This is a genomic window from Paenibacillus sp. cl6col (assembly GCF_900102125.1).
In the GTDB taxonomy this organism is placed as follows: domain Bacteria; phylum Bacillota; class Bacilli; order Paenibacillales; family Paenibacillaceae; genus Paenibacillus_B; species Paenibacillus_B suaedae.
In genome coordinates, this window is the sequence record NZ_FNAZ01000001.1 from 392,688 (window position 1) to 414,075 (window position 21,388).

The following is a 21,388-nucleotide window of genomic DNA, read 5'->3' on the forward strand; positions in this document are numbered from 1 at the left end:
ACCACGAACAGAGGCCTTCTAATAAAATAGAAGGCCTCTTCACATGGCGTTATCTCATTATTCAGATGGATACTCAATCGAGATGCCCTCGACATGCTTGCGGGACATGATCTTCTTTTTCTTGCGATTCTCCTTCGTCTCGAACACAATGTCCATGTCATAGTCCTCCGGGTACAAATCCCGCTTCTCAATGTACAGCGTTAGGCGTTTCTTGTTGATTTTCACCTTCTGGCGCTGGATAAGTACCCCTACATTCCCGCGTAAGTCTTCTTCTTCATACACGATGCCCGTACGCTTCAAATATGCAATGTGGACACAGTCCCCTTTTTGCAGCTTAGCGGGAGGGTTCTTGCTGTTATCGGAATCCTTAGAATCCTTAGAGCTCATAGACTCCTTAGCACACTTTGTGGGTGTTACATGCCTTTCCTCTTCCCTGCTCACAGGAAGATTTGCACTGCCATTCCTCTGGACGAGGTTTACTGTCTCAACAGCCCTAGCTTCATCCTCATTTCCAGCATCATTCCGGTCTGAATCCTGCTCTTCCCTGGAAATAGAGATATCTCCGTTGGGAGCTTCAGCCTCAGAAATTGCGGACTTCCCATCTGATGCAGCAGCAGCATTCTCAGCTCGGAAGGTTCCTGCACTAAGCGATTCTGTAACATGCTGTGAACGGCTAATAATATCGGCTGACAGACCCAGCTTCGCAGCAATAAGGAAGGCATAGCTGCTTCCAGCTTCCCCAATGCGCAGCTGATATCGCGGCTGCAGGGTGTCTGCATCGAATTCCATCCTTGCATTTTCAAAGCCCGCCGTAGCAGTTGCGAAATGCTTGATTTCATTGAAGTGCGTTGTGGCAAGTACAATTGATCCTCTTCTCCGCAGCTCCTCCAATATGGAGATCGACAGACCAACCCCTTCACCAGGATCGGTACCGGACGCCATTTCGTCAAATAATACAAGCGTGGACGCATCGGCTTCCTCAAGAATATGAATCACATTCGTAACATGGGCCGAGAATGTACTTAGCGACTGTTCCATGCTCTGACCGTCTCCGATATCTACACATACGTTGCGAAATACGGAGAACAGACTGTTCTCTTGGGCCGGCACCAGCAATCCAGATTGCGCCATAAGCGTAAGCAGTCCCACTGTTTTCAAGGCAACCGTCTTGCCGCCCGTATTCGGCCCCGTAATAATCAGGCAAGAGTAGCCACGACCGATTCGAAATGTAAGAGGCACCGTATGCGCGCCTAGCAGTGGATGCTTCGCATTACGAATGTCAATGATGCCGCAATCATTCAACTGTACCGGTCGACCATCTATCGCACGGCTGTATTTCGCGCGCGCGAATAGGTAGTCATATACCCCAACGGTATCCACATTTATCTCAATCTCAGGTGTCGATCTTTCCAGCAATTCGGTTAAATGACTCAACACCTTCATTTCCTCTTGCGACTCTGCAATCCGCCACTGGGCGAGATCATGCTGAAGATGGGCAATTTCTGTCGGCTCCATATACACGGTTTGACCACTTGCTGATTCATCCAATACGGTGCCATGGAACTGCTTGCGCAGCTCCTTCTTAATGGGCAGCACATATCTGCCCCCGCGCATCCCTACCAGATGCTCCTGCATCAGTGTTCTATGTTTATTCATGAGACTATCAAGTCTTTGCTTGATGCGGCTCTCCACCTGCATAACCTTCCGTCGGACTCTGCTTAGCTCCCTGCTCGCTTCATCTGCAATTCGACCATGTCGAATGCAGCGCCCAATCTCATCCCTTACGCTCTCCAGTTCATACATCGATGCAGCATACTGACTTACTGTAGGCGCAATTGCATACTTCGCGCGCATATACTTCTTCAATTGAGTGCAGCTGCGTAGAAAGACAGCCACATTCGTGAAATCATCTTCCGAGAATACGTAACCTGTATTCACGAGTGAGATAATATGCTCAATCCCTTGTAAGGTCGGCAGCGGTACACTCGCCCCCTGCTTCAGCATATCACTTGCCTCCGTCACTTCTGCCATCGCTCTTCGTACCTCATCGATATTCGTGAGCGGACACATCTTCTCGACGTGGCTTTTTCCCGCATAAGAAACCGCATATTCCGATACTTTTTCTTTAACCTTATGATAATCCAGTCTTTGCAGCATTGTTTCGTTCATGCCTCTTGATTCTCCTTTGATTGTTGTAGGAGAGCAGCCGCATATTATACCTCACGGAAAGAGGGATTCTGTTCACGGAAAACAGCAGCATGTATCGTTCATGCCGGGTATCGTCTGTATAACGCAAAAAAGGCAGAGCATGCGTATGTGCATACTCTGCCTATATATTCCTTGTTCTCATCAGTAACTGTCCCAGGCCATGTTTGAGTGCCCCTATGGTGGAATGCACACAATTCACGGTGATTACAAAAAAACGTGCTGCATACAGCACGGATCCGGGCAGCAAGAGAATGGAATGCTGGCGTAGATTTGCTTATCCGCTGTTCTTAACTCGTTTCCGGAGGACTAATAACAGCATGCTCAAATAAACGTCTCGCTGGACGTTCGTTCTCAGGGATGTTCCTATGACGAAATTCGAACATACACCTGCAGCAAAACCGTTGCCTCACTATGGAATTGACTAGTTAAGAACGCTCACCAACATTAAAATCTCCCCTTGCTTCATAATATCTCTTAGTATACAGAATCTTCAAATGCATCGTCAAGCAGCAGGCTTACGACAATGGACCCGCAAGTGCCTGCTTCTTATATTTCGAGGGCGACATGCCGGTATGACGCTTGAACATGCGTGAGAAATAGGCCAAATCATTGAATCCAGTGCCGAAGCAGATTTCAGTGACAGACTTATCCGTCGCGACGAGCCAATGCGCTGCCTTACTCACACGCAAGTCGATCAGATAGTCGTTGAATGTTTTGCCTGTAAATCGTTTGAATAAGTAACAGAAATACGTTTTGGAAATGTTGAATTGCCTGCACAGACGCTCAAGCCTAAGCTCCTCGGCAAAATGCTCATGAATATAGTCCATCACAGCCTTTATCAACTCTCGGTACTTCTCAACACGCTCGTCCTCTTCACTCGGCTTATCTGCCAACTTGGAATATTCACGAATGATGACAGAGAGAAGCTTCAGTAAATTTGCTTTGAGCACCAACTCGTAAAATCGCTTTGCCCCCCGGTACTCTTCCAACATTTCCGTAAGCAAACGACCGACTTCCATATCGATCTCTCCGGTCAAGGCTACCTTTGGCGTCACGTGCTTCTCATCGATCAGAAACTGCTCCAAATAAGAAAAATCAAAGCATTCTCCGCTCCATTCCGATTGCTCAAATCGTTCGTTGATAAAATGAGGCAGGAACTCACATCCGATCACTTCCATTCCTTGATCAGGAATCATATCGACCCGATGTACGGCATAGGGCGGAATGACGAATATATTTCCCTTCACCATGTTATAAGTCCGATGATTAATGGAATGCTTGAACTCCCCTCGAACAACATACCAAATCTGTATATAGTCGTGGGTATGATCCCAGATACTCCCCGATGTATGATCAAGCTTATACATTTTGCAGGGCAAATGAGCTTTCATCTGCTGCTCGGAATGAAAGACAATGACATCACTCGGCAAGTCAACGCCGACACCCTCCAGCTTCTTATTCTTATCCCCCATGTGCATCACCTATCACATCATAAAATGTGCTGACATGTACATTCCCAATTCATATCGATGGAGCATTTTCGCAATATGTATTTCAATAAAAAGCATGATATTCTCTATCATTTGGTCTTAAATAGTTTCGTCAGTCAAAAGCAAAAAACCTCTTCTCTTAGATAAGGTTTTTTGCTTTTGTATGTTATTACATTTTGATATGTTTATTGAGTTTTTGAATTAATTTTTTTGTCTTTTCCTCAATAAATGCTTCTGCTTTATTACTGTCATTATCAAACAAATCCACAGCTTTTTTAATAATTTTATCAACTTGATTTTCATTCACTAGATGTATCGCACTCTTCCCCATCTTAGAAGCCGAAATCAATGATAAATAAGCCATTAAGTCCATTACTTCTCGTTTTGTCATTTTGACCATTCAACATCCCTTATTAAATATCTTTATTAATTTGAGCTTAGATTCATCTCAATAGCAGGTATTTTGCGGAGTTGTTCATATGTAATCTCCTTAGTTCTTACTTTAGGACATATTTCTATAACCGCCTTAGCAATGGCTTTTGTTGCAGGGTAATAAATTTTATCATTGGTTTCAATAATTTCATTAACACTCGATGTCAGTACAACGTTTTTGGATCCCGAATTAAGAATGGCAATAAACCATTCATCACGGTAATTAGCGTCAATGATTCCTGATAGGACTGATAAGGAACAACTCGAGGCATTATTATTTTCTTTCAATACAAGTCTATACTTATTCAATAAAGAAGATGCGATTCCTGTAGGCAAAAATACGACTTCGTTCGGCTGAATGCTCACAGGATCTTCAACTGATTTTCCTTTTGGATTCAACACTGCATTTTTAATATCTACATAAATATCATAGCTCGCATCGGCATTCATGGAACTGGGCAAGACTGCCGTTTCTCTCACTTTGGCAAACAATACTGTATCACATGGCTTCTTATTACGAGTTGTCCGCTTATCCTTATCAACATCCCATACGTTTACGTACATTGTTTTGTATTCATTGTTTATTTTTTCTTCAATCACTAGCTCATATTTCTTTGCAGAAGGATTAATATTAAGTTCTTTCACAACCCCGAATCTTTTTTCTTTTTTCATCCACACAGTCTCACCAATTTTGTAATAGCGCTTTTTATCATACTCCACAACATTCACCTCTGTACTTTTTATAGTTTTTGATGATTAATAATCATTTCTTCTTTGATTAAACGGAGAGAAGCGTCGTTCTTCTTGTCCATCTATCATTACTGAACCCAAAAATAACTCTTTAGGTTGTACCCAATATCTTCCTTGAGCATCAACATAAAGGGCAAGTAATTCATCCGAATCCACATGAAAGGCGCCTTTATAAAGAAATACATTTACATGTTTCCCTGATTCAGTATGTATGGCCTCAAAGTATTTTTCCGCTTGCTTGTGGCTAATACCCGATTTCACAATACCGAGCAAATAACATTCATAACCTTCATAATGTCGATAAAACATAACATAGCCCTCCCTTTTCCTAATAAGTGTTTATGCCTTTGCTGAAGACGTAACATATTCATTCATTCGTCGTTTAATAATTCGTGCATGTACATCATTAAAAATGACCGCAATTAGAACCTTTACGTTGTGATCATCATCCTTCAAGAATAAGTTAAAACTATTTGTACCTTCTTCCAATTCATATTTGATCATGTTCGTCACCTCCATCCTTCAAACTATAATTTAGTACTTTATTTTGTTTTTGATTGTAAATAGATTATATTCCCTACTAGATTTTCCGTCAATAGCTTTTTGTATCGGTTTTGATCCGATACATTTAGGTCGTATTTTTATCCATCATCGATTTGCCTCTCATTTAATTTTTTTAGTCTTATATAATCGCTCTTTTCATTTGATCTTTATAATCCTTATTTATATGTAATTGCTCAATTAGGGTCACAATCTCTTTTACATTAAAGTCATTTCTATATGTAACAACTGCATCGTACAGTTGTTTTAAATTTATTTTCTGGTTATCAATCCAGTGAAGAACCTGTTCTATTTCCTTATTATTTTCTATATTAGCAAATAATCTGTTTATCAATGTAATTTTTTCTATTTTTAACTTACATTCTTTATATAGTTTTTCAAATTCGTGATATTCTTTATAGGATGATTTTTCTTTTATATATATAATGAATTTATGAACAATCATTGGTTTTGTCATATCACTACCGGATAGGAATATAAAATTATAAAATTGCTGTAATGTTGCTTCATCGACAATGACTAATTTTAGGTCGTCTAACATTTTTCCTTTAAATCCCATTCCGAATTCTAACTCACGCAAAATAATGCTGTCATAGTTATCCACTATTTCTCCCCCATTACAATGATGTTTACAGTAAAATAAGAACATATGTTTGTATTTTTATATTCCAATTATATCCCATTCAATACTTACCGTCAAATTTTTGTAGGAAATTATAGCTTCTCATTTAGCAGTTTTTTCATCTATGTTTAAGAAATAGACGCACTAAAAAACGCAATGGGATAACTTACTCCATTGCGTTCTTTATCTCGTCTATTTCGTGAGGATATAACGACCTAATCATTTCTATATTCAAAAAATCTCGAAGAGACCATTTATACTTCATATTATAAAAATCGCATATTTCTTCGATCTGCTTCCTTTCCAGTCTCCCATCCCTTTTTAAAATCTGTAATGCCAAGTATATCATACCGCTCCGTACAATATTTTTAGTAGTAAGAGCCTCACTGTACTCTTCTAATCCATCTACTTTTCTAATCGTTTCCAGTCTATTGTAAATCGTATAGAACTTGACTTTATCCCGATTCTCATCATTATTATTTATTGCACCTTTTAATATATAGGTTGAGCTCGGAAGTGGGATAGAGTCTCTGACTTTACTTGAAAAATCAATTCCCCCATTCGATTTATAATATAACTGCTCCTGATTCGTCAGTACCGCCATGCTAAAAATAAATGGATCCATCGGAGAAATAATTCGAGCGATATTTCCCTTTTCATCTCTTATATAAATTTTATTCTTATCAAAATCAAAGTCTGAAATTTGTAAATTTGTTAATTCCTTAACTTGCGTGCCTTGAATACCGTTCCATAATGCTTCAATAATAAAACTATCCTGTTTATTCACTAATGAATGGATAATTGCCTGCTTTTCATCATAACTTATATATTGTTTATATTCCTTTACGAAGGAATAAAAATATTCTTGTCTTCGTTTTAATGGATTAGTAAAATTTCTTGAGTAACTGTGATCCATCGCCCATTGTATGTAGGAAGATAGAACATTACAATACGTCCGAGCACTCTCTTTTGTTTTTGGTTTAAGCATATTTGCGATAAAATTTTCAATTTCATCATCACGAAAATCATATATATCCCGTTGGAGCTCTATTTCTGTATCCACTGCTTTTTTAAATAATCTTGAGTAAACTTCTCTTGTGTCTAAATTATCGAATTGCTCAAGATATTTCATTTTAATTTCTGCGTTATAAAAATCCATCTCTAACCTCCTTTATACATTTTATGCAATGGGCATCAACTAAATAAAGTACTACATATTTTTATTATATATGACACTTCAATAAAAAGAAAGGGTACTGAGCACCACCCCAATACCCTCCCATGCCAACTTTTTTCTACAGTAAATATCAAACGAAATCTATCTCTCACATTCTAATCCATTTCTACATTTTGTCAATAATCATATGCGAAGTGACCTGTCCAATTGTACGATTGCTTCCTCTACTTCCAAATTAGATTGAACAATAGATATAAATCGTTCTAAAGCTATTGACATTTCCGTAATTCTCTTCAGTACGTTTTCCTTTTTAGGTGCCCCTGCTTGACACGACTTCCCATATTCACTCTCTACGCGATAACATGTAACCAAAAAACTCCGAATAAACTCACCGTATAACTCCGGCTGCAAAAGCTGATTCATTGCTGCCTCTGCGCACCAAAAAATAATCGGTATGTGAGTCTTTTTCAGTGCTTTTTTTCTTTCATTTGAATCGAACGAAGCAAAAGCATCCGTAAGATACATTGAGATTTTCTGTATTTTTTCAACAATGTTTTGATCCAAAACCTTCTCTGTTTTCTTTAAGTCAAGAACATATTCTTCAATATTTTTTGCACCAAAGCCCTTTATTTTATCTATCCCATCTTCAAACAACATCAGGATTTGAAGTATCATTTCTTGATCTACAAACCGTACTCTAGCACGTTTGGATAAGCCTACATCCTCTTTGAAGAAGTGTAGGTTTGACAAATCATTAATAGACTTGATTAAATCGCTATGCTTCGCTCTTGTTAATTCTATTCTAGACAGTGGCGTGCCACTATTTTGCTTTACGAACATCTTATCGCGTTCTTCATCCGTCATATTTTCTATTTTGACGATAGTGATGGATTCATCTAATATTTCATCTTGCATCTCTTGAGGCAGATCTTTGAATTTACATCCTGCAATTTGATGTCCATATACATCCTCTGTATTTTTATGCAGTTTCCATACACCGTCAATAAAACTCATTATCGTTGTTATCCGTTGTTTCCCATCCAAAAACCACTTTTTCCCGTCATCTGAATCCTGAATAAGCACGGGTGGAATATAATACCCATAAATCAACGAATGGATTAAGTCGCTCCGCTGATGATCATTCCAGGTTGCATTCCTTTGGATTGCCAGATCAAACCGAAGAACAATCTCATCATGTTGATTCTGACTGATCCATGACCGATCTCTTCTCCATTCTTTGTAGAGACTTCTGATCGTATAATTCCTTGTAGATTTTTCGATTCGCGTTTTTCTATAAAACCGCTCTGTATTCTGATAAGGTTGTTTACCTAATTCATTATTGTTGGTATCAGCTTGATTCATAACCTAACTATACTCCTTCTTTTCAGAGTTAGACATGTTCAAAGTAATAAGAAGCATAATGACCATGCAATATAGAGTATAAATCTACTGTATTGCTTAGTACTCATCACATTTTTCTAGAGCAACATTATATCATCATAAACCTCATTCATGTATTACTTCTTATTTAGAATCAACAAATATCAACTTCATATTGAATATTGATGCTTATTTATTTCTTTTGGTCACATACAACTCACCGGACAACTGGATGGTAAGGCTCACAATTTCAGCTACAATTTTGGAATTTGTTCTTTCTTTGAAAAATGGCGGAAGCCGATTATATATCATGCATACAATCTCTGGCTCCTTATTTTGAATTGTTTTAACAATCGACTTAATAACGATTTCAATTAATCTATTATATATCTTATTTCGCTTAATGGAAATAAGTGTAATAACCGCTATTATGAATGCAACTAGAATATATTCCATTCGAGGCTCCTTTTAACACGTTTATTTGATTTTGCGATATTCCATAATCATATACGCCCATACAGGGAGACTTTCTTCCACACGAGCTTTCCAATAGTCAGGACTAGAAAGAATTCCTTCCTTTGCTAGTCGGTCAATGGCTTTATGCGCTTCTGCTACTGCAAGTTTGTCCAATTTCTTCACACCTTTCGATTCTCCATCTGATTTATTCATTTGAGTGCATGACTTCAGTTCATTTTGAACATCTTGAATGAAATGTTCTTTACTAATTCCCATGAGCTTTAAAGCATTTTTAAAAGGATCCACTTTGCGTTCTGGATCCAGTTCATCATGTCCTGCTATATGTTTACTAGGATCGAGTTTGAATGTATGGCACAAATAGGCGTGATACCATACATACCGTTTGTAAGCTTCTAGATTATTAACGGCGCCTCGCTTATGCGAATAGCATAATTCAACTCCTATCGCAATATCGTTCGCGTCGCCCCCGTATAATTCGTTGTCCTTCTTTACGTTATATCTTACATGCCAAGCTTTTTCAGGCTTGGCCGTTGTAGCTGGTATACATTCGATAATTTGTTTATCGTCGATGAATGTATGGGCCGATGCGGACATTTCATTATGTGAGTTTTCATAATATCTTACATTGGCTGAAGCAGAGCTGCCATCATTTCCGGTATCATGGCTTACGATAAATCCAACATAGGGCATCGATAATCCTGGCCGTCTTTGTGTCTTAGGTGTAAGGTATTGCTTAACAATTTCGTATTTCATTTTGAACATCATTCTCTCCCCCAATACTATCTACTTCTTATGGCAAGTTTTCTGTCTCCGTTTCAGAGAAGCTACTTTTTGATTTTTTTTTGCCGGGCGCGAACGCAAACGATTCCACACATTTAATGCCTGTAAACGCCCCCAGCTCATAAGCGAGCAGCATCAGCATATTGTCCGATATGTCCCCGATTTGCCACGCTTGGTACAAAGCCATACTTAGTGTGCAAAAAAATCCGATAATAAGTGCTGAAACTTTGGTTTCATCCAACGATAATCCATCTTTAATCCATTTCATGTTGACCACCTCGAAAAGATTGCAGCTCTACACGCAAATCATCGACTTTTACTTGCAGTCTTTTATTTTCTAAAGTCAGTTCGAGATTTGTTTTGTGAAGCTGAGCGACTTCCTCGCTAAGTACTCGAATCTCTTCCCTTGCTTCCTCCAGATCGGTTTTATAGCTATTTATAATCTCTTTCAGCTCTAATCTAAATGCTTTCTCATCTTCGCTTAGTGCCTTTCGGTCGCTAATCGTAACATCCTTGCGATTGGTACTCCTTGTTGCAACGAATGTAAATATAGCTGTTACTAACGCTGTAATAACCGGAATCAGTATTTGCAATGCCTCCACACATAACCACCCTCTTGCTTAATGCATCGTTTATCTTTCTAATTTATAAAGTGATAAGGACCCTAGAAATTCATCAAGAGAACATAAAAAAGAGGAGGATCGAAACCTCCTCTTTATCGTTTTAAGTTACTACTTCTTCATTTTAGATAATGAAATAATAGGCCCCACCTGTTTGAGATCTAATGCCAAAACTTGCATGCAAATCATTAACATCCCTTTGACGACAAGTAGTCTGAGACACAAGATCTTCGTCCGCTTGATATCTTCTAAATAGGTATCCGAACAGCTCTGGTCTGCTGCTCGTCATCTCAGCCTCAACTTCATGGATTGCTTTGATATCGATTGTCGCATCTATATCCTTGCACACATTGACCGTAAGAACTGAATCGATTATGGAATGACCTCTAACATCAATGCTGGAATTAAGATTGGTCACGATTTGAGCTAATACGGTTGCAACCAATTCAGGACTGCTTGAAGCTATGCTTGTCTCGATATCCTCATGCTCATAGACTTCCATATAGCTCTCTAAATCACTATCGCCCTTAATATAGATAAGCATCTCAGAACCCAACTCAGGTCTGTTGCTCCACATTACGGAAGATTTATCGTCATATTGTTCCGGCGTCGGTACACTTATAAACGCTGAAACATCATCATTTACTAAAGGTTTTGCCTGAATGATTCCTTCAAATAAGTCGTTGTAACTAAACACTTCCATTACTACACCGAGTTCAGGTTTGTTGGACTCCATTTGCGATTCTATATTTGCCCGTGGATCATCCTCGACAAAAGCCCTAGTCTGTAATGAAGCTTGGAGAAATGCATTTTTATCGACAATCATTTCAGAATGGAGCTCAGGTCTAGTCGCATCGATTTGAGTCTTTACGTCAGAAGATTGCAGTAACGATCTTACCGTTAAGCTTGCATCTCGATAGCTTTTAGCCGTTTTATATACAAACATAGAAGAATGGAGCTCCGGTCTTGATACATAGATATCAGCGTCATAGTCCATAAGCATCGGTACATCCGCCCGGTGTACATATAGGGAAGAATCCATCCAACTAAAACCGATATTGCTATTAACGTTGATCCTAGCATCCAGGTCGGCAAAACCACGTCCAATGACAAACATCTCAGCATCAAGCAAGTATCTAGTTGCCGTATAAGATTTAGATAAATCAATATATTGTACAAATAGTTTTGGCTGCTTATACCCTAACTCCCTAGTGAAAAACGTTACATACGAGTTCGCTTGCGATCTGATGCCTATACCATAATTCGGTTGTTCGTCGCGATACCATTTTAGTACAATATCAGTCATGTCTACTTCGATGTATCGCTCTTGTTTATTGTAAAGGAACTTGTTTGTTATCAGACCCAGGGGCATTGGAGCATTTGCTGCTGTGATACCGATTTCATTCCAGAACTCTTTATTTGTCGTAAATTCGAGATCTAGGCCTTCAACCTTATCATCAGCACAATATAGTCTTAGCGTGGCCTTTTCAATTAGTTTTTCTTTACCTAGAGCATACAAATCAAATTCGACAAATGACTCGAAGTTCTCAATATGTAAATAATCCCTCGTGTCCCTACCGACAAACATTTGTTTCTCAGTGCCCCAGTTTTGCGACTGATACCTTACACTATCCCTCGTAAAGGCATCCTTTACGGGAACTAGCTCTTGAATAATTCTAGGCGCCTCAAACAGTTCATAATCTCCGTACATTCGATTGTTGGGCGCTACTTCGATGACACTTTCCACGAAACTTCCGGCAATCGCCTCAATTGTGGATTCCTTATCACTGATCCCCTTATACATGATCATCGCAAATGAATCTAACTCTGACTTGTTTTGTACACGGACTATGAGAGACGAGTTCAAATCATTATAGGCTTTCTTGTATACAAACATATAGGAATCCAAATCTATGCTCTTGCCTGTATACAGAACATATTTGCCGGCCATTGTATTGACTGGTTCATCGTAGTGTCTAACATACATGCTTGATTCTACATCATCATGCGCATAACCCACCCATAGGTTCGCATTAAAATCAACATATTCTTCATGCACTTGCCATCACTCCATTGTATTGGACTAAATTTTTTGGGCCCGTGCTCTAATTTCGAATTTCCCATTCGGAACTGAGTTTGCCGTTCGCTCTGTAGCTAATCGGGCAAAAAACTCCACGGATTGATTGTAGTCTAGTATTGTATTCCAATTCAGTACTTCTTCTGGCGTGAATGGGAACTGTTCCTTTGATAATTCGATTCTGACTCCGTTAGGTAAATCAGCATTAATTCCCTTCACCTCAATATTCGTAACCTTGTGGCCATACATGTTCGTGAGCGTAATCTTATTTTCATAAGAGATCTGTCCCGCAACGAGCGTACCCGCATTCCAGTATTTCAGGATTTCCCCGATATCTGTTGTGTAGTACTTTCCTAAGTTGTCGCTAAACATCAATCCTGCATAGGTTCCGATAAAGTGAGTCGTCCATGAGTCTACACTGCCCCAATAATCCTTAAACTCTACAATAAGCGTGTTCTTTTCACCAATTTTGACTTCCGTATTTTTAATATTAAGAGCTATTGCCTCTGGAGAACCATGTAGATTCGTAAACTCGCCTGAGAGCGGATAATAGGGTTTATCATTAAGGAATACACGATATTGAACAAGACCCAAATCATAGTCACTTAATGTGCCTGATAGCTTGTTTCCGATAAATGAAAGGTTAATGGTTGAAGTTGTATTTAAAATATAGAGAGATAAATCACTTACACGCGCACCCTTCATGTACGTATTGATGCTTGCCTTTACGCTATCTACATCCACAGATCCTTTTTCGTTAAGCTTTGTATCAAACATGAACCCAATTTTAATAAACCCATAAATAGCTTTTGCTTTAAAGTCTTCTGTTCTCAGTGATTCAAATTCCCATACTCGCATACCATTTCTCTTCATATCATTCTCGTCTGTGATATCGAGATTCTTCCATTCACCTTGATTAAAGGACTCCCATTTCATGCCGTTATCGAATGATACAAATAATCGAATGTTGTCTTTGTAATCTTTAGTTAGCTCTATTGAAATTTTTTCAACATCATCATTTATGGAGATGTTACCTAAAGGAATAGAAATTTGACTCAATGGTGTGAATTGAGATCTCACAATACTTCTTGACGCATTCTTTGCAACATAAAGCATGTTGTTGTCTTCGGACATATCGGAAAGTAAATCGTGCGTATATCTCAGAAGTTTAACCTTCGGGTTAATGGCAGAAAGCAAACTCCAATCTTCCTTCTTAATCTGGTTTAGATCACTTATTCCATGTTTATATACATACTCAGTATTAGTTGGCTTTGAAAGTTCGAGCCACCCACTGTCGCTTAGATGGAAGAGGTTAATTTTCCTTAAAGCGACTCCAAGTACAGCCCCATTGTTCTCATAAAATCTCCATCTGATTTTTTTATATTGGTTCGTATTTGGAAAATGATAGGTTCGAACTTCGTTTTTATTCCAATTCACTTCGTTTCTGCGTTTATCCAGCGTTATCCATCGTGAACCATTCCAAGCTTCCAAATCCCATGCTCTTGGTGACTCGCCTACGTTTTCTTCTCTGGATTGCAATGCGTAGGTATTAAATAAAGTTGGGCTAATAAAATCATAAGACAACCATGACCTTACCTGAGTTTTTGCCGTAACCCATGCTGTATTGTCTAATCCGTCAAATACGCGAAATGCTTCATATGCACCCTCATGGGGACTTGATGTTGCAATGCCATTTGAGTTGTTTGTCGTCATGACAGGAACTAAACTTGTGAGGCTTTTTGTTTTTCCAAACAAATCAAATGTTTTGTATTTATTGTCATGATGGATTAGAAATCTCTCGTTGCTTACATCTTTACCAATTACCTTTTCCAAATCTAAATATGCTATATTAGCATTATCTTTTGTGAATAACATGTAAGAGCCAATCGAACAACAACCTAAAATAACTGATTCATAATTGTAAAAAGTAAAATTCAATTTGGAGAACTCTTCAGCCCCAAAATTCTCATAGTCAGGTATTTTGGCATAATAAATATGTGCCGGAGAACTTCCTCTGTGTACAGAAACAATAAAAAATTCATTTGTTATTGTAACTCCTAATGGATTACCATCTGTAGATAATGTAACAACAGCTAACTGCTTACCTGTTGTTGCATCGAAGCAATAGACACTTTTTTTATTGTCTGCCATATATAATAGGTTGCGTTTTTCATCAATGTAAAATGAAGATGCTCCATTATCCGAAATGTTGACTTCTGGCTTAACTAGTGCATTTAGTGTTTCGCCTGTGTGGATATCAACTTCTTTTATCATGTATGGATCATCAGCCAATCTGACAAAAAGCTTCCTACCATCCGTGCCAAGACCTCTTCCCCAAAGAGGAGTCATCAGTTGGAGCTTTCTTTTTATAGTCAAGGAATAAAAGTCCAACACATACATATAATTTTTCTTATCGCTAGGAACAATAAACACTTCGTCCTTTATTCTCGTAATACCGCGGCATTTTTCGGGCATTACGGTCCTAATATTCCCTTTAATCCCCTCGAAGCTGTGTGCATATAATCCTTTTCCCATCTTTAATCACACCCCTATGTGTTTACCTAAATAACTCCCTTGTATTCTTCAAATCTATTTCTAAGCTGTCTATATGCAAACTATCCACCTTTTCAGAGGTTTCATTTGCGAACTGCTTTTCTTCTATTTTTTCTGCAATAGGGTTAACATCACTATACTCAAGCACTTCAATGTCATTCCCTTGATAATCATCTATTGGGGAGTACTCTGTACTCAACTCAACTTCTGGCTTCCCATCCTCAGAATAGATACTTAATTCAACATTATTTTCAAAATAATCAGCTAATGATTTCTTTTCATTATCTTCAACAATAAACTCAACCTCTTCCGCTAAAGGACTTTCTGTGTACTTCAAAATTTCAAATTCATCTCCTACGAGGTTTGAAAGATATTCACCTTTTTCTACCTCTTTAATTAGAACAGGATTGCTTTGAGAAATCTCGGTGAAAATCTTAACTTCGAAATCACCATCTAATTGACGTAACTCTGCTGCTGACAAAGCTTCTACTTCATTTTTAGACATTCCGTATTTTATGAAGTCCTTGTCTGTTATATCCCTGCCGATTGTCTCCCAACCTTCTTCGACAAATTTCATTAACCCAATGCGTTTAACACCTACCGAATAGTCGTATGGTGCAGTTTTATGATAGCCATCACCAAACTCAATTTTATAGAATTGAAACGTCGGTTTTACTTTTTTGAAATCTATATATCTAATGTGACTACCATTTGAAGAATTGTATCCATCTCGATTTACATCCACTGAGTTGTTATCACATTTGTAAATCTGTGTCCAGTTGTTGTTATCGTTGGAACCAAAAAAAGTCCAATACTGGATTCCAAAATTGACACTATCCGCAATTCGTAATGCTTCAAGCTCAAGTCTATCTATAGTCGTAGGTACTCCGAAGTCATATGTAATAAATCGTATTTGATTCTGACCATTTACACTCACCCAACCAGAATTGACTTCATTGTTATAAACTTTCCACAAAGAATTAGGGTGATTTATATGTGTGTCACTACTATAAATATGTTTGCTACTTTCTTTTGCTTTTGAAAGATCAATATATTTTGGAAATTGGTATCTTTTGTATTCTCCCGATTCATCCATGAATAAAATTTTTTCGGCTTTTGTTTCGTATGTTTCAATTTCGAATTCAATCGGGTAGTGCATTTCCCATGTTGCATTAGCTGGATAATTATAAATATCAATACTACTACCATCCGTGATTGTTTCATAATTTACTTTGAGGCATCTTGAGTACACCCAAGGAACATAAGTTCTATACCAACCTCCTTCAGCAGGAACTTTAGTGTTTTGGTCGAAGATGATTGCTAGAAATGTTTCTTTAGGACAAGTAATATCAATGCCCTCAAAATAATAAATGTCATCCCCATATTTGCCGTCATTAATCAGCTCTCTAGCTAAGAGAGTTTTATATTCTCTGTACCTATTTGTCTCTTGCAGGATAGCAATTTTCATCTTTGTTTGGATGTTTGGTAGTCCTCTAAATTTAATCGATTTCAATCTGCATAAAGACAACTCATTGATTGGAACTTGGAGAAAGTACATTTCTGTCTCAGTGGTGGTTGTGTATACTTTTACAGGATGATCGAATCCATGCGAATAAATCTCGTTCTTCATTTATTTCACCTCATCTAACTTGATTTTTTGTACATTCTCTTTTGCTTTAAACTGATAACTAAATACTTTTCCTTCTCCCAACGCTTCATCTTTTTTACTCCAAACAAACTCTTTGATATAGGGCTTGTCGAATTCTATTTTTTGCCCTTTTTGCATACCATATAGCATGTAATCATTAACGGATACTTTTTCGGGAAGTACTGCTATAACATTTTCATATTCCATTTTGGAAACGATATTCTTAAACCCTCTAGGCATAAATTTTGCCTCTGTAAGAAGCTTATTAGACGTAGCCCCGCCACAAAAAATTGGTATAACCGGTTTTGGCAACTCTCTTACTTTTACTTTCCCCATACTCTTCCCATCGACAATAACTTCGAAAATGTTGTTATCTAAATCCATTGCTATTCCAACTCTTCGAACACCATATACTGAGTTAGGTGCAATCATAGTTTTCTCACCAATTCTCTCTGCTCCATAAACGTATAGATCCTTGCCATAAAAATTAAATAGTATATTGTTCATTCCCGTTGCAACATAATTTTCAGCATGTTTAGCAACTAATCCAACATTGAAATCATAATCTCCATCTTTGATGAACTCCATGTATAACTTTCCACCATAATAATCATCACCAAATAAGATACACCCTCCATTTCGTAAATAAAGATGGAAGATCCCATATATCGATAACGAACCACGACTACTAGGTACAAGCTTGAATCGATTTCGTTTCTCATTAATATCGTCGAAACTGAAACCCACGAATGGAGTTTTAATTCGTTTTGTAATACCTACATGCTTACCATCGACTTTCCGCTTAATTAGACTCCGTTCATTTTCTATGTATTCATAGCACTGAAATTCTGCAATTGAATATTCTGATTTGCCATTCCAGTCGCCCTGCTTTTCATACATATAAAGGATGAGAGCTTTAAACTTTTTGTCATTTTTAAAAGTCCACTCTTTTCTTTCTTGTTCTCTCCATGTTTCATTTTTTACATCTAGCAATAAAGTACAACCAATCCACGATGGCTCTTCATCCACTTGTTTCAAGCCAAACGTATTCATGAGATTCAGTGTATCGTCAGGAACTCCATAGAGCCTAAAGCTCTTAGGAGACTTTGACGCATCAGAAGTAGAGGTCATTGATATCTTTCGGGGGAAATATTCTTCTGAAAATTGGAATTTAGCATGTACTTTTTTAAAAGTGCTATTTGCCCATGCGGTATTCATATCTCCATCACACATGTTAAATTCGTTGTATTCAGATTTTGAAGTATGAAAATATTCACTAGTGGCAATTTCGAATCCTTGTTTTATTCGATACATTTCATTAAATAATGGAAGTATTGGTACAAACATATTTACACCTCACTCAAGAGCATCACAATCAAATTGTGATGCTCTTTATTTCTTTATTTTTATTGTCAAACAATTTAGAAAATATATTCCCACTACCATATTTCGTTTTATCTTTTTGGACAACCTTCTTAAGCACATTACTTGTGCAATAGAATTCATCACTTTTCATTCCGTATCTTTTATAATCTTCTGGCGAAGAAATAGATACCTCCTTAAGAAATGACTGATATTCAATCAGTTTAATATCGTTTATCAGTACATATTCGCTATATAGATCTACAAATGTAATCCTATATGAGAAATAAAATGCGGCATTATCAAATTCCATTCGAATTTTACTGAAATTACATAAAAGTTCTGCTTTGTATTCAGATAGTTGGTTCCATTCTTTATTAATCTCGTCATATCCTTCAATTCTGATATGTGCATTCTTCTTTACCCCTGATGACTGTATTTCAACAGCGTTAATTAATCTAGGTTCTTTAAAGTCAACCTTAATGCTTGGGTGTGCAAACAGCGTATGGCTCCTATCAGCCGATTGATAAGCACAAGCAAAGTCATCTATTTTATTGTTTTTAAAAACATGTTCTATTGGATTTTCTGCTGAATACTCTTTATATGCATCAACACTGTTAATTTCATTATCAAATTCGTCCTCAAAAAATAGTGGAATTGCACTAACTTCCTTTTTTTCTATAGTGAAACTTTTAGTGACTCCATTCGCTTTCTTTTCGCTTAAAATGAAATACCTTTGTTCGACCGCGAGTTCAGGTGTAGGAATGGTAGTCAATCGAAGAGACCCTTTGTTGCTAAATTCATAATCACTCAGATTTATAATGTAGGCTCTCACCAGTTCATCATTTGTATTGTAAAATTCAGCTTTAATATTGGTATGAATAAGCCATAACGGGGCTGTATCTAATTCAAATTTGCTTATTGCTTGAGGTTCTTTAAACACGATTTGAAAGTTGCTTCTAGCGTCTTGTTTCGCAACATCCATTCGAAAATACCCATCATGTAATGCGTCATAAACAGACCCATCATAGCGCGCCATTGAATCTAAATATGCAAATTCAGTCTCAAACCTTGTATGACTACTATTTGTAATGACTTTTCCAAAATTAATTTTTCCTCCATCTTTATTGTAGAACCTTATTCTTTGCAAGCTTACTACACTTGAACTTTTAGTTGATAAATTGCTGAACTTAACTCTCTTTATAAGCACTATCAGACACCTACCTTATTGCAAATTCAATTTATACATTTTCTGTAATGTAGAGAAGTCTAGTTCCAACTTATATATACTTCCAGAACCAAGATTATTGCTGAACGTTGCGTCCATTTTATTAATCTTGTTTTTTCTATCTAATATCGATACATCAGATATGCCCTCACTTTTAATAATCTTTTGTGAAGGTATTGTTGTAGATAACGGTTTCCAAAATGGGTTTACTTTTTTATACTTTGTTGGATGGAGATTGAGATATTGTATCGCAACATTTTTAATATCACTATTATTTGAAATGAATACAAATTTGAACAATCTAAACTTTACATCTTTGCCTAACGTAAATGTCTTTCCTTCATTTTGTTTCCAATAAACTCCGCGCCGCTTTTCGATTAAAGTCCAATCATCACCTTTCAAAGAACCGTAAACATCCCAATCTCTTGGAGACGAGTATATGTCTTGTTTTACAGTTGCATTGGCTGCGGGAAGTGTGTTTTCACCAAAATTGTATTTCATCACATACCCACCAACCGTTTTATCGGTTCCTTCTCCTAAATCAATTGTAATTTCTACTCCTGTCTCACCATCAGATGATACCCAAGAATCAGAATTGTTATTAAATAGTTTCCAGACATTTGTTCCATTGCTGGCAGTGACCTTTATTTGGTGCTGTGTACTTGCCATCGTAGAACCATCATCTATGAATTCATCAATTAGTCCCGTAGGCTCAAGAACTTGTTCACTTCCTAAATCGTATGTTTTATATTGCCCACTTGCATTGAAGAAATATCGCTTTTCGCCTCTTTTATTCTTCGGCTTAAGGATAAGTTTAGGTCTAAACCCTACACCCGTTGTTACATCATTTTCATATCTTTTTTTCGCATCAACAACTGCGAAGGCGCTTGCATCTCCGTTACCTCCACCTCTTATAACCACACCTACTGATGCTCCATGTGCAGGTGTGTTAGTGAAGGATGGGTACTTCAAATTCCAAACTGAATTGTCTCCTATCTTGTCCATTACGCCATTCAAATCTGAATTGATATACTTATCCCACTCATTGTATTCTATAAATCCCTCATCTTTTTTGGCATTAGAAGTAATTGACGTTATTATAGGATTAAAGTCTTTGAGCTTGTCATTGGTTTTACGTGTTGCGATTTCGCACATTTCCAAGTAATTTAATTTAAGTGGATCTTTGGTCAGATTCGTATTAGCGAGTCCAAATCGCATTCTCCAAAATTGGTGCTTATATGGGTGTTCATGATTGAAGTTCAATACATGCCAAATGTTGGCGGCATTAGTCCCGATTTTTATATCTAACTCCTTAGCTAATCCCCAGTCGTTCCCATCATCCGAGTATTCTAAATATAACTTTTTTAAATTATATACTTCTGTCCAGTATCTATTTTCGAATACTATATTTACTCTTTGAATTGACACTGGATCTTTAAATTGATACCCTATCCACTCTTTATCAAAGTTTGCATCTCCAAAGCATAGTCCTGTAGCCCAATATGTACCTTTTACGGCTGTTTCACCAAAAGCCTTTTGGCCTCCGTACTGATCAATATTACCATTCAGACAAGACGACCAGATGGGTGTTCCGCCAACACACATATTTTCGTATAAAATAGTCTCATGCTCATGATAGGATGTGCCGACTTGCATCAACCCTCCTTTATCTCCCCTTGCGTCATAATTTATCCAAGGTGTTCGATAAGAAATGTTTCTATCAGCTATACAGATAATATCTCCATTATTCTTTATATCAACAACAATAAATCTAAAATATCCGTTAGCCGCAGCAGTCCAATCCTTGTTAATCTGCTTAGTTTCTACTTCGTAATCTGTTTTTACAGCTAAATTATTTAACACCCATCTGTACTTTATCTCGTTTTTATAATGGTTGTTTCCGTCTGGAACCGTAATCTCGTCAGCAATACTATCAAATCTAACATCTGTAGTATAAGAATTACACCAAAAATAATCCCCCACTTTAAGCGTCTGTAAATTATTATTCAAAGATAAAGACATA

Annotated in this window: 18 protein-coding genes; all 18 read right to left on the bottom strand. The window is 37.5% G+C overall.

Annotation, left to right across the window (positions count from 1 at the left end; all coding sequences use genetic code 11):
- Positions 1-57 precede the first annotated feature (57 nt).
- Positions 58-2,169 carry an endonuclease MutS2 gene (locus BLS15_RS01655; RefSeq protein WP_090509566.1) on the bottom strand — a complete coding sequence of 704 codons (2,112 nt, stop codon included), beginning with the start codon at positions 2,167-2,169 and terminating at the stop codon, positions 58-60.
- A gap of 554 nt (positions 2,170-2,723) precedes the next feature.
- Positions 2,724-3,680: a helix-turn-helix domain-containing protein gene (locus tag BLS15_RS01660; RefSeq protein WP_021257599.1), complete on the bottom strand. Its 957-nt coding sequence runs from the start codon at positions 3,678-3,680 to the stop codon at positions 2,724-2,726.
- Between the two features lie 187 nt (positions 3,681-3,867).
- Positions 3,868-4,089 (bottom strand): hypothetical protein, encoded by a 222-nt coding sequence (locus BLS15_RS01665; protein WP_139170625.1) that lies wholly within the window; start codon positions 4,087-4,089, stop codon positions 3,868-3,870.
- A 35-nt stretch (positions 4,090-4,124) separates the two neighbouring features.
- Positions 4,125-4,850 carry a dCTP deaminase/dUTPase family protein gene (locus tag BLS15_RS01670; protein ID WP_021257601.1) on the bottom strand — a complete coding sequence of 242 codons (726 nt, stop codon included), beginning with the start codon at positions 4,848-4,850 and terminating at the stop codon, positions 4,125-4,127.
- Positions 4,851-4,886: 36 nt separating this feature from the next.
- On the bottom strand, positions 4,887-5,189 hold the full coding sequence (locus tag BLS15_RS01675) for a DUF1653 domain-containing protein (RefSeq protein ID WP_021257602.1): 303 nt from the start codon (positions 5,187-5,189) through the stop codon (positions 4,887-4,889).
- Between the two features lie 30 nt (positions 5,190-5,219).
- On the bottom strand, positions 5,220-5,384 hold the full coding sequence (locus BLS15_RS01680) for a hypothetical protein (RefSeq protein ID WP_231515061.1): 165 nt from the start codon (positions 5,382-5,384) through the stop codon (positions 5,220-5,222).
- A gap of 178 nt (positions 5,385-5,562) precedes the next feature.
- Entirely contained in the window at positions 5,563-6,045 is a 483-nt protein-coding gene (locus BLS15_RS01685) for a hypothetical protein (protein WP_021257603.1), read from the bottom strand.
- Positions 6,046-6,229: 184 nt separating this feature from the next.
- Positions 6,230-7,222, bottom strand: a complete 993-nt coding sequence (locus BLS15_RS01690; protein WP_090509569.1) for a phage lytic cycle repressor MrpR family protein — start codon at positions 7,220-7,222, stop codon at positions 6,230-6,232.
- 201 nt (positions 7,223-7,423) lie between these two features.
- Entirely contained in the window at positions 7,424-8,602 is a 1,179-nt protein-coding gene (locus BLS15_RS01695) for a DUF262 domain-containing protein (RefSeq protein ID WP_090509572.1), read from the bottom strand.
- A gap of 495 nt (positions 8,603-9,097) precedes the next feature.
- Complete coding sequence (locus BLS15_RS01705) at positions 9,098-9,862, bottom strand: peptidoglycan recognition protein family protein (protein ID WP_036592850.1); 765 nt, start codon at positions 9,860-9,862, stop codon at positions 9,098-9,100.
- A gap of 25 nt (positions 9,863-9,887) precedes the next feature.
- Positions 9,888-10,145 (bottom strand): hypothetical protein, encoded by a 258-nt coding sequence (locus tag BLS15_RS01710; protein ID WP_021257608.1) that lies wholly within the window; start codon positions 10,143-10,145, stop codon positions 9,888-9,890.
- Complete coding sequence (locus tag BLS15_RS01715; protein ID WP_021257609.1) at positions 10,132-10,479, bottom strand: hypothetical protein; 348 nt, start codon at positions 10,477-10,479, stop codon at positions 10,132-10,134. Before BLS15_RS01715 ends, BLS15_RS01710 begins: the two co-directional genes overlap by 14 nt.
- A 142-nt stretch (positions 10,480-10,621) precedes the next feature.
- Positions 10,622-12,556: a CBM96 family carbohydrate-binding protein gene (locus BLS15_RS01720; protein ID WP_021257610.1), complete on the bottom strand. Its 1,935-nt coding sequence runs from the start codon at positions 12,554-12,556 to the stop codon at positions 10,622-10,624.
- A 24-nt stretch (positions 12,557-12,580) separates the two neighbouring features.
- On the bottom strand, positions 12,581-15,109 hold the full coding sequence (locus BLS15_RS01725; protein WP_090509578.1) for a discoidin domain-containing protein: 2,529 nt from the start codon (positions 15,107-15,109) through the stop codon (positions 12,581-12,583).
- A 22-nt stretch (positions 15,110-15,131) separates the two neighbouring features.
- Complete coding sequence (locus tag BLS15_RS01730; RefSeq protein ID WP_090509581.1) at positions 15,132-16,757, bottom strand: discoidin domain-containing protein; 1,626 nt, start codon at positions 16,755-16,757, stop codon at positions 15,132-15,134.
- Positions 16,758-18,122, bottom strand: coding sequence for a hypothetical protein (locus tag BLS15_RS01735; protein WP_090509585.1), 1,365 nt, complete (start codon positions 18,120-18,122; stop codon positions 16,758-16,760).
- A gap of 28 nt (positions 18,123-18,150) precedes the next feature.
- Positions 18,151-19,347, bottom strand: a complete 1,197-nt coding sequence (locus BLS15_RS01740) for a hypothetical protein (protein ID WP_090509588.1) — start codon at positions 19,345-19,347, stop codon at positions 18,151-18,153.
- Positions 19,348-19,362: 15 nt separating this feature from the next.
- Positions 19,363-21,387, bottom strand: a complete 2,025-nt coding sequence (locus BLS15_RS01745; protein ID WP_090509592.1) for a discoidin domain-containing protein — start codon at positions 21,385-21,387, stop codon at positions 19,363-19,365.
- Position 21,388 lies beyond the last annotated feature (1 nt).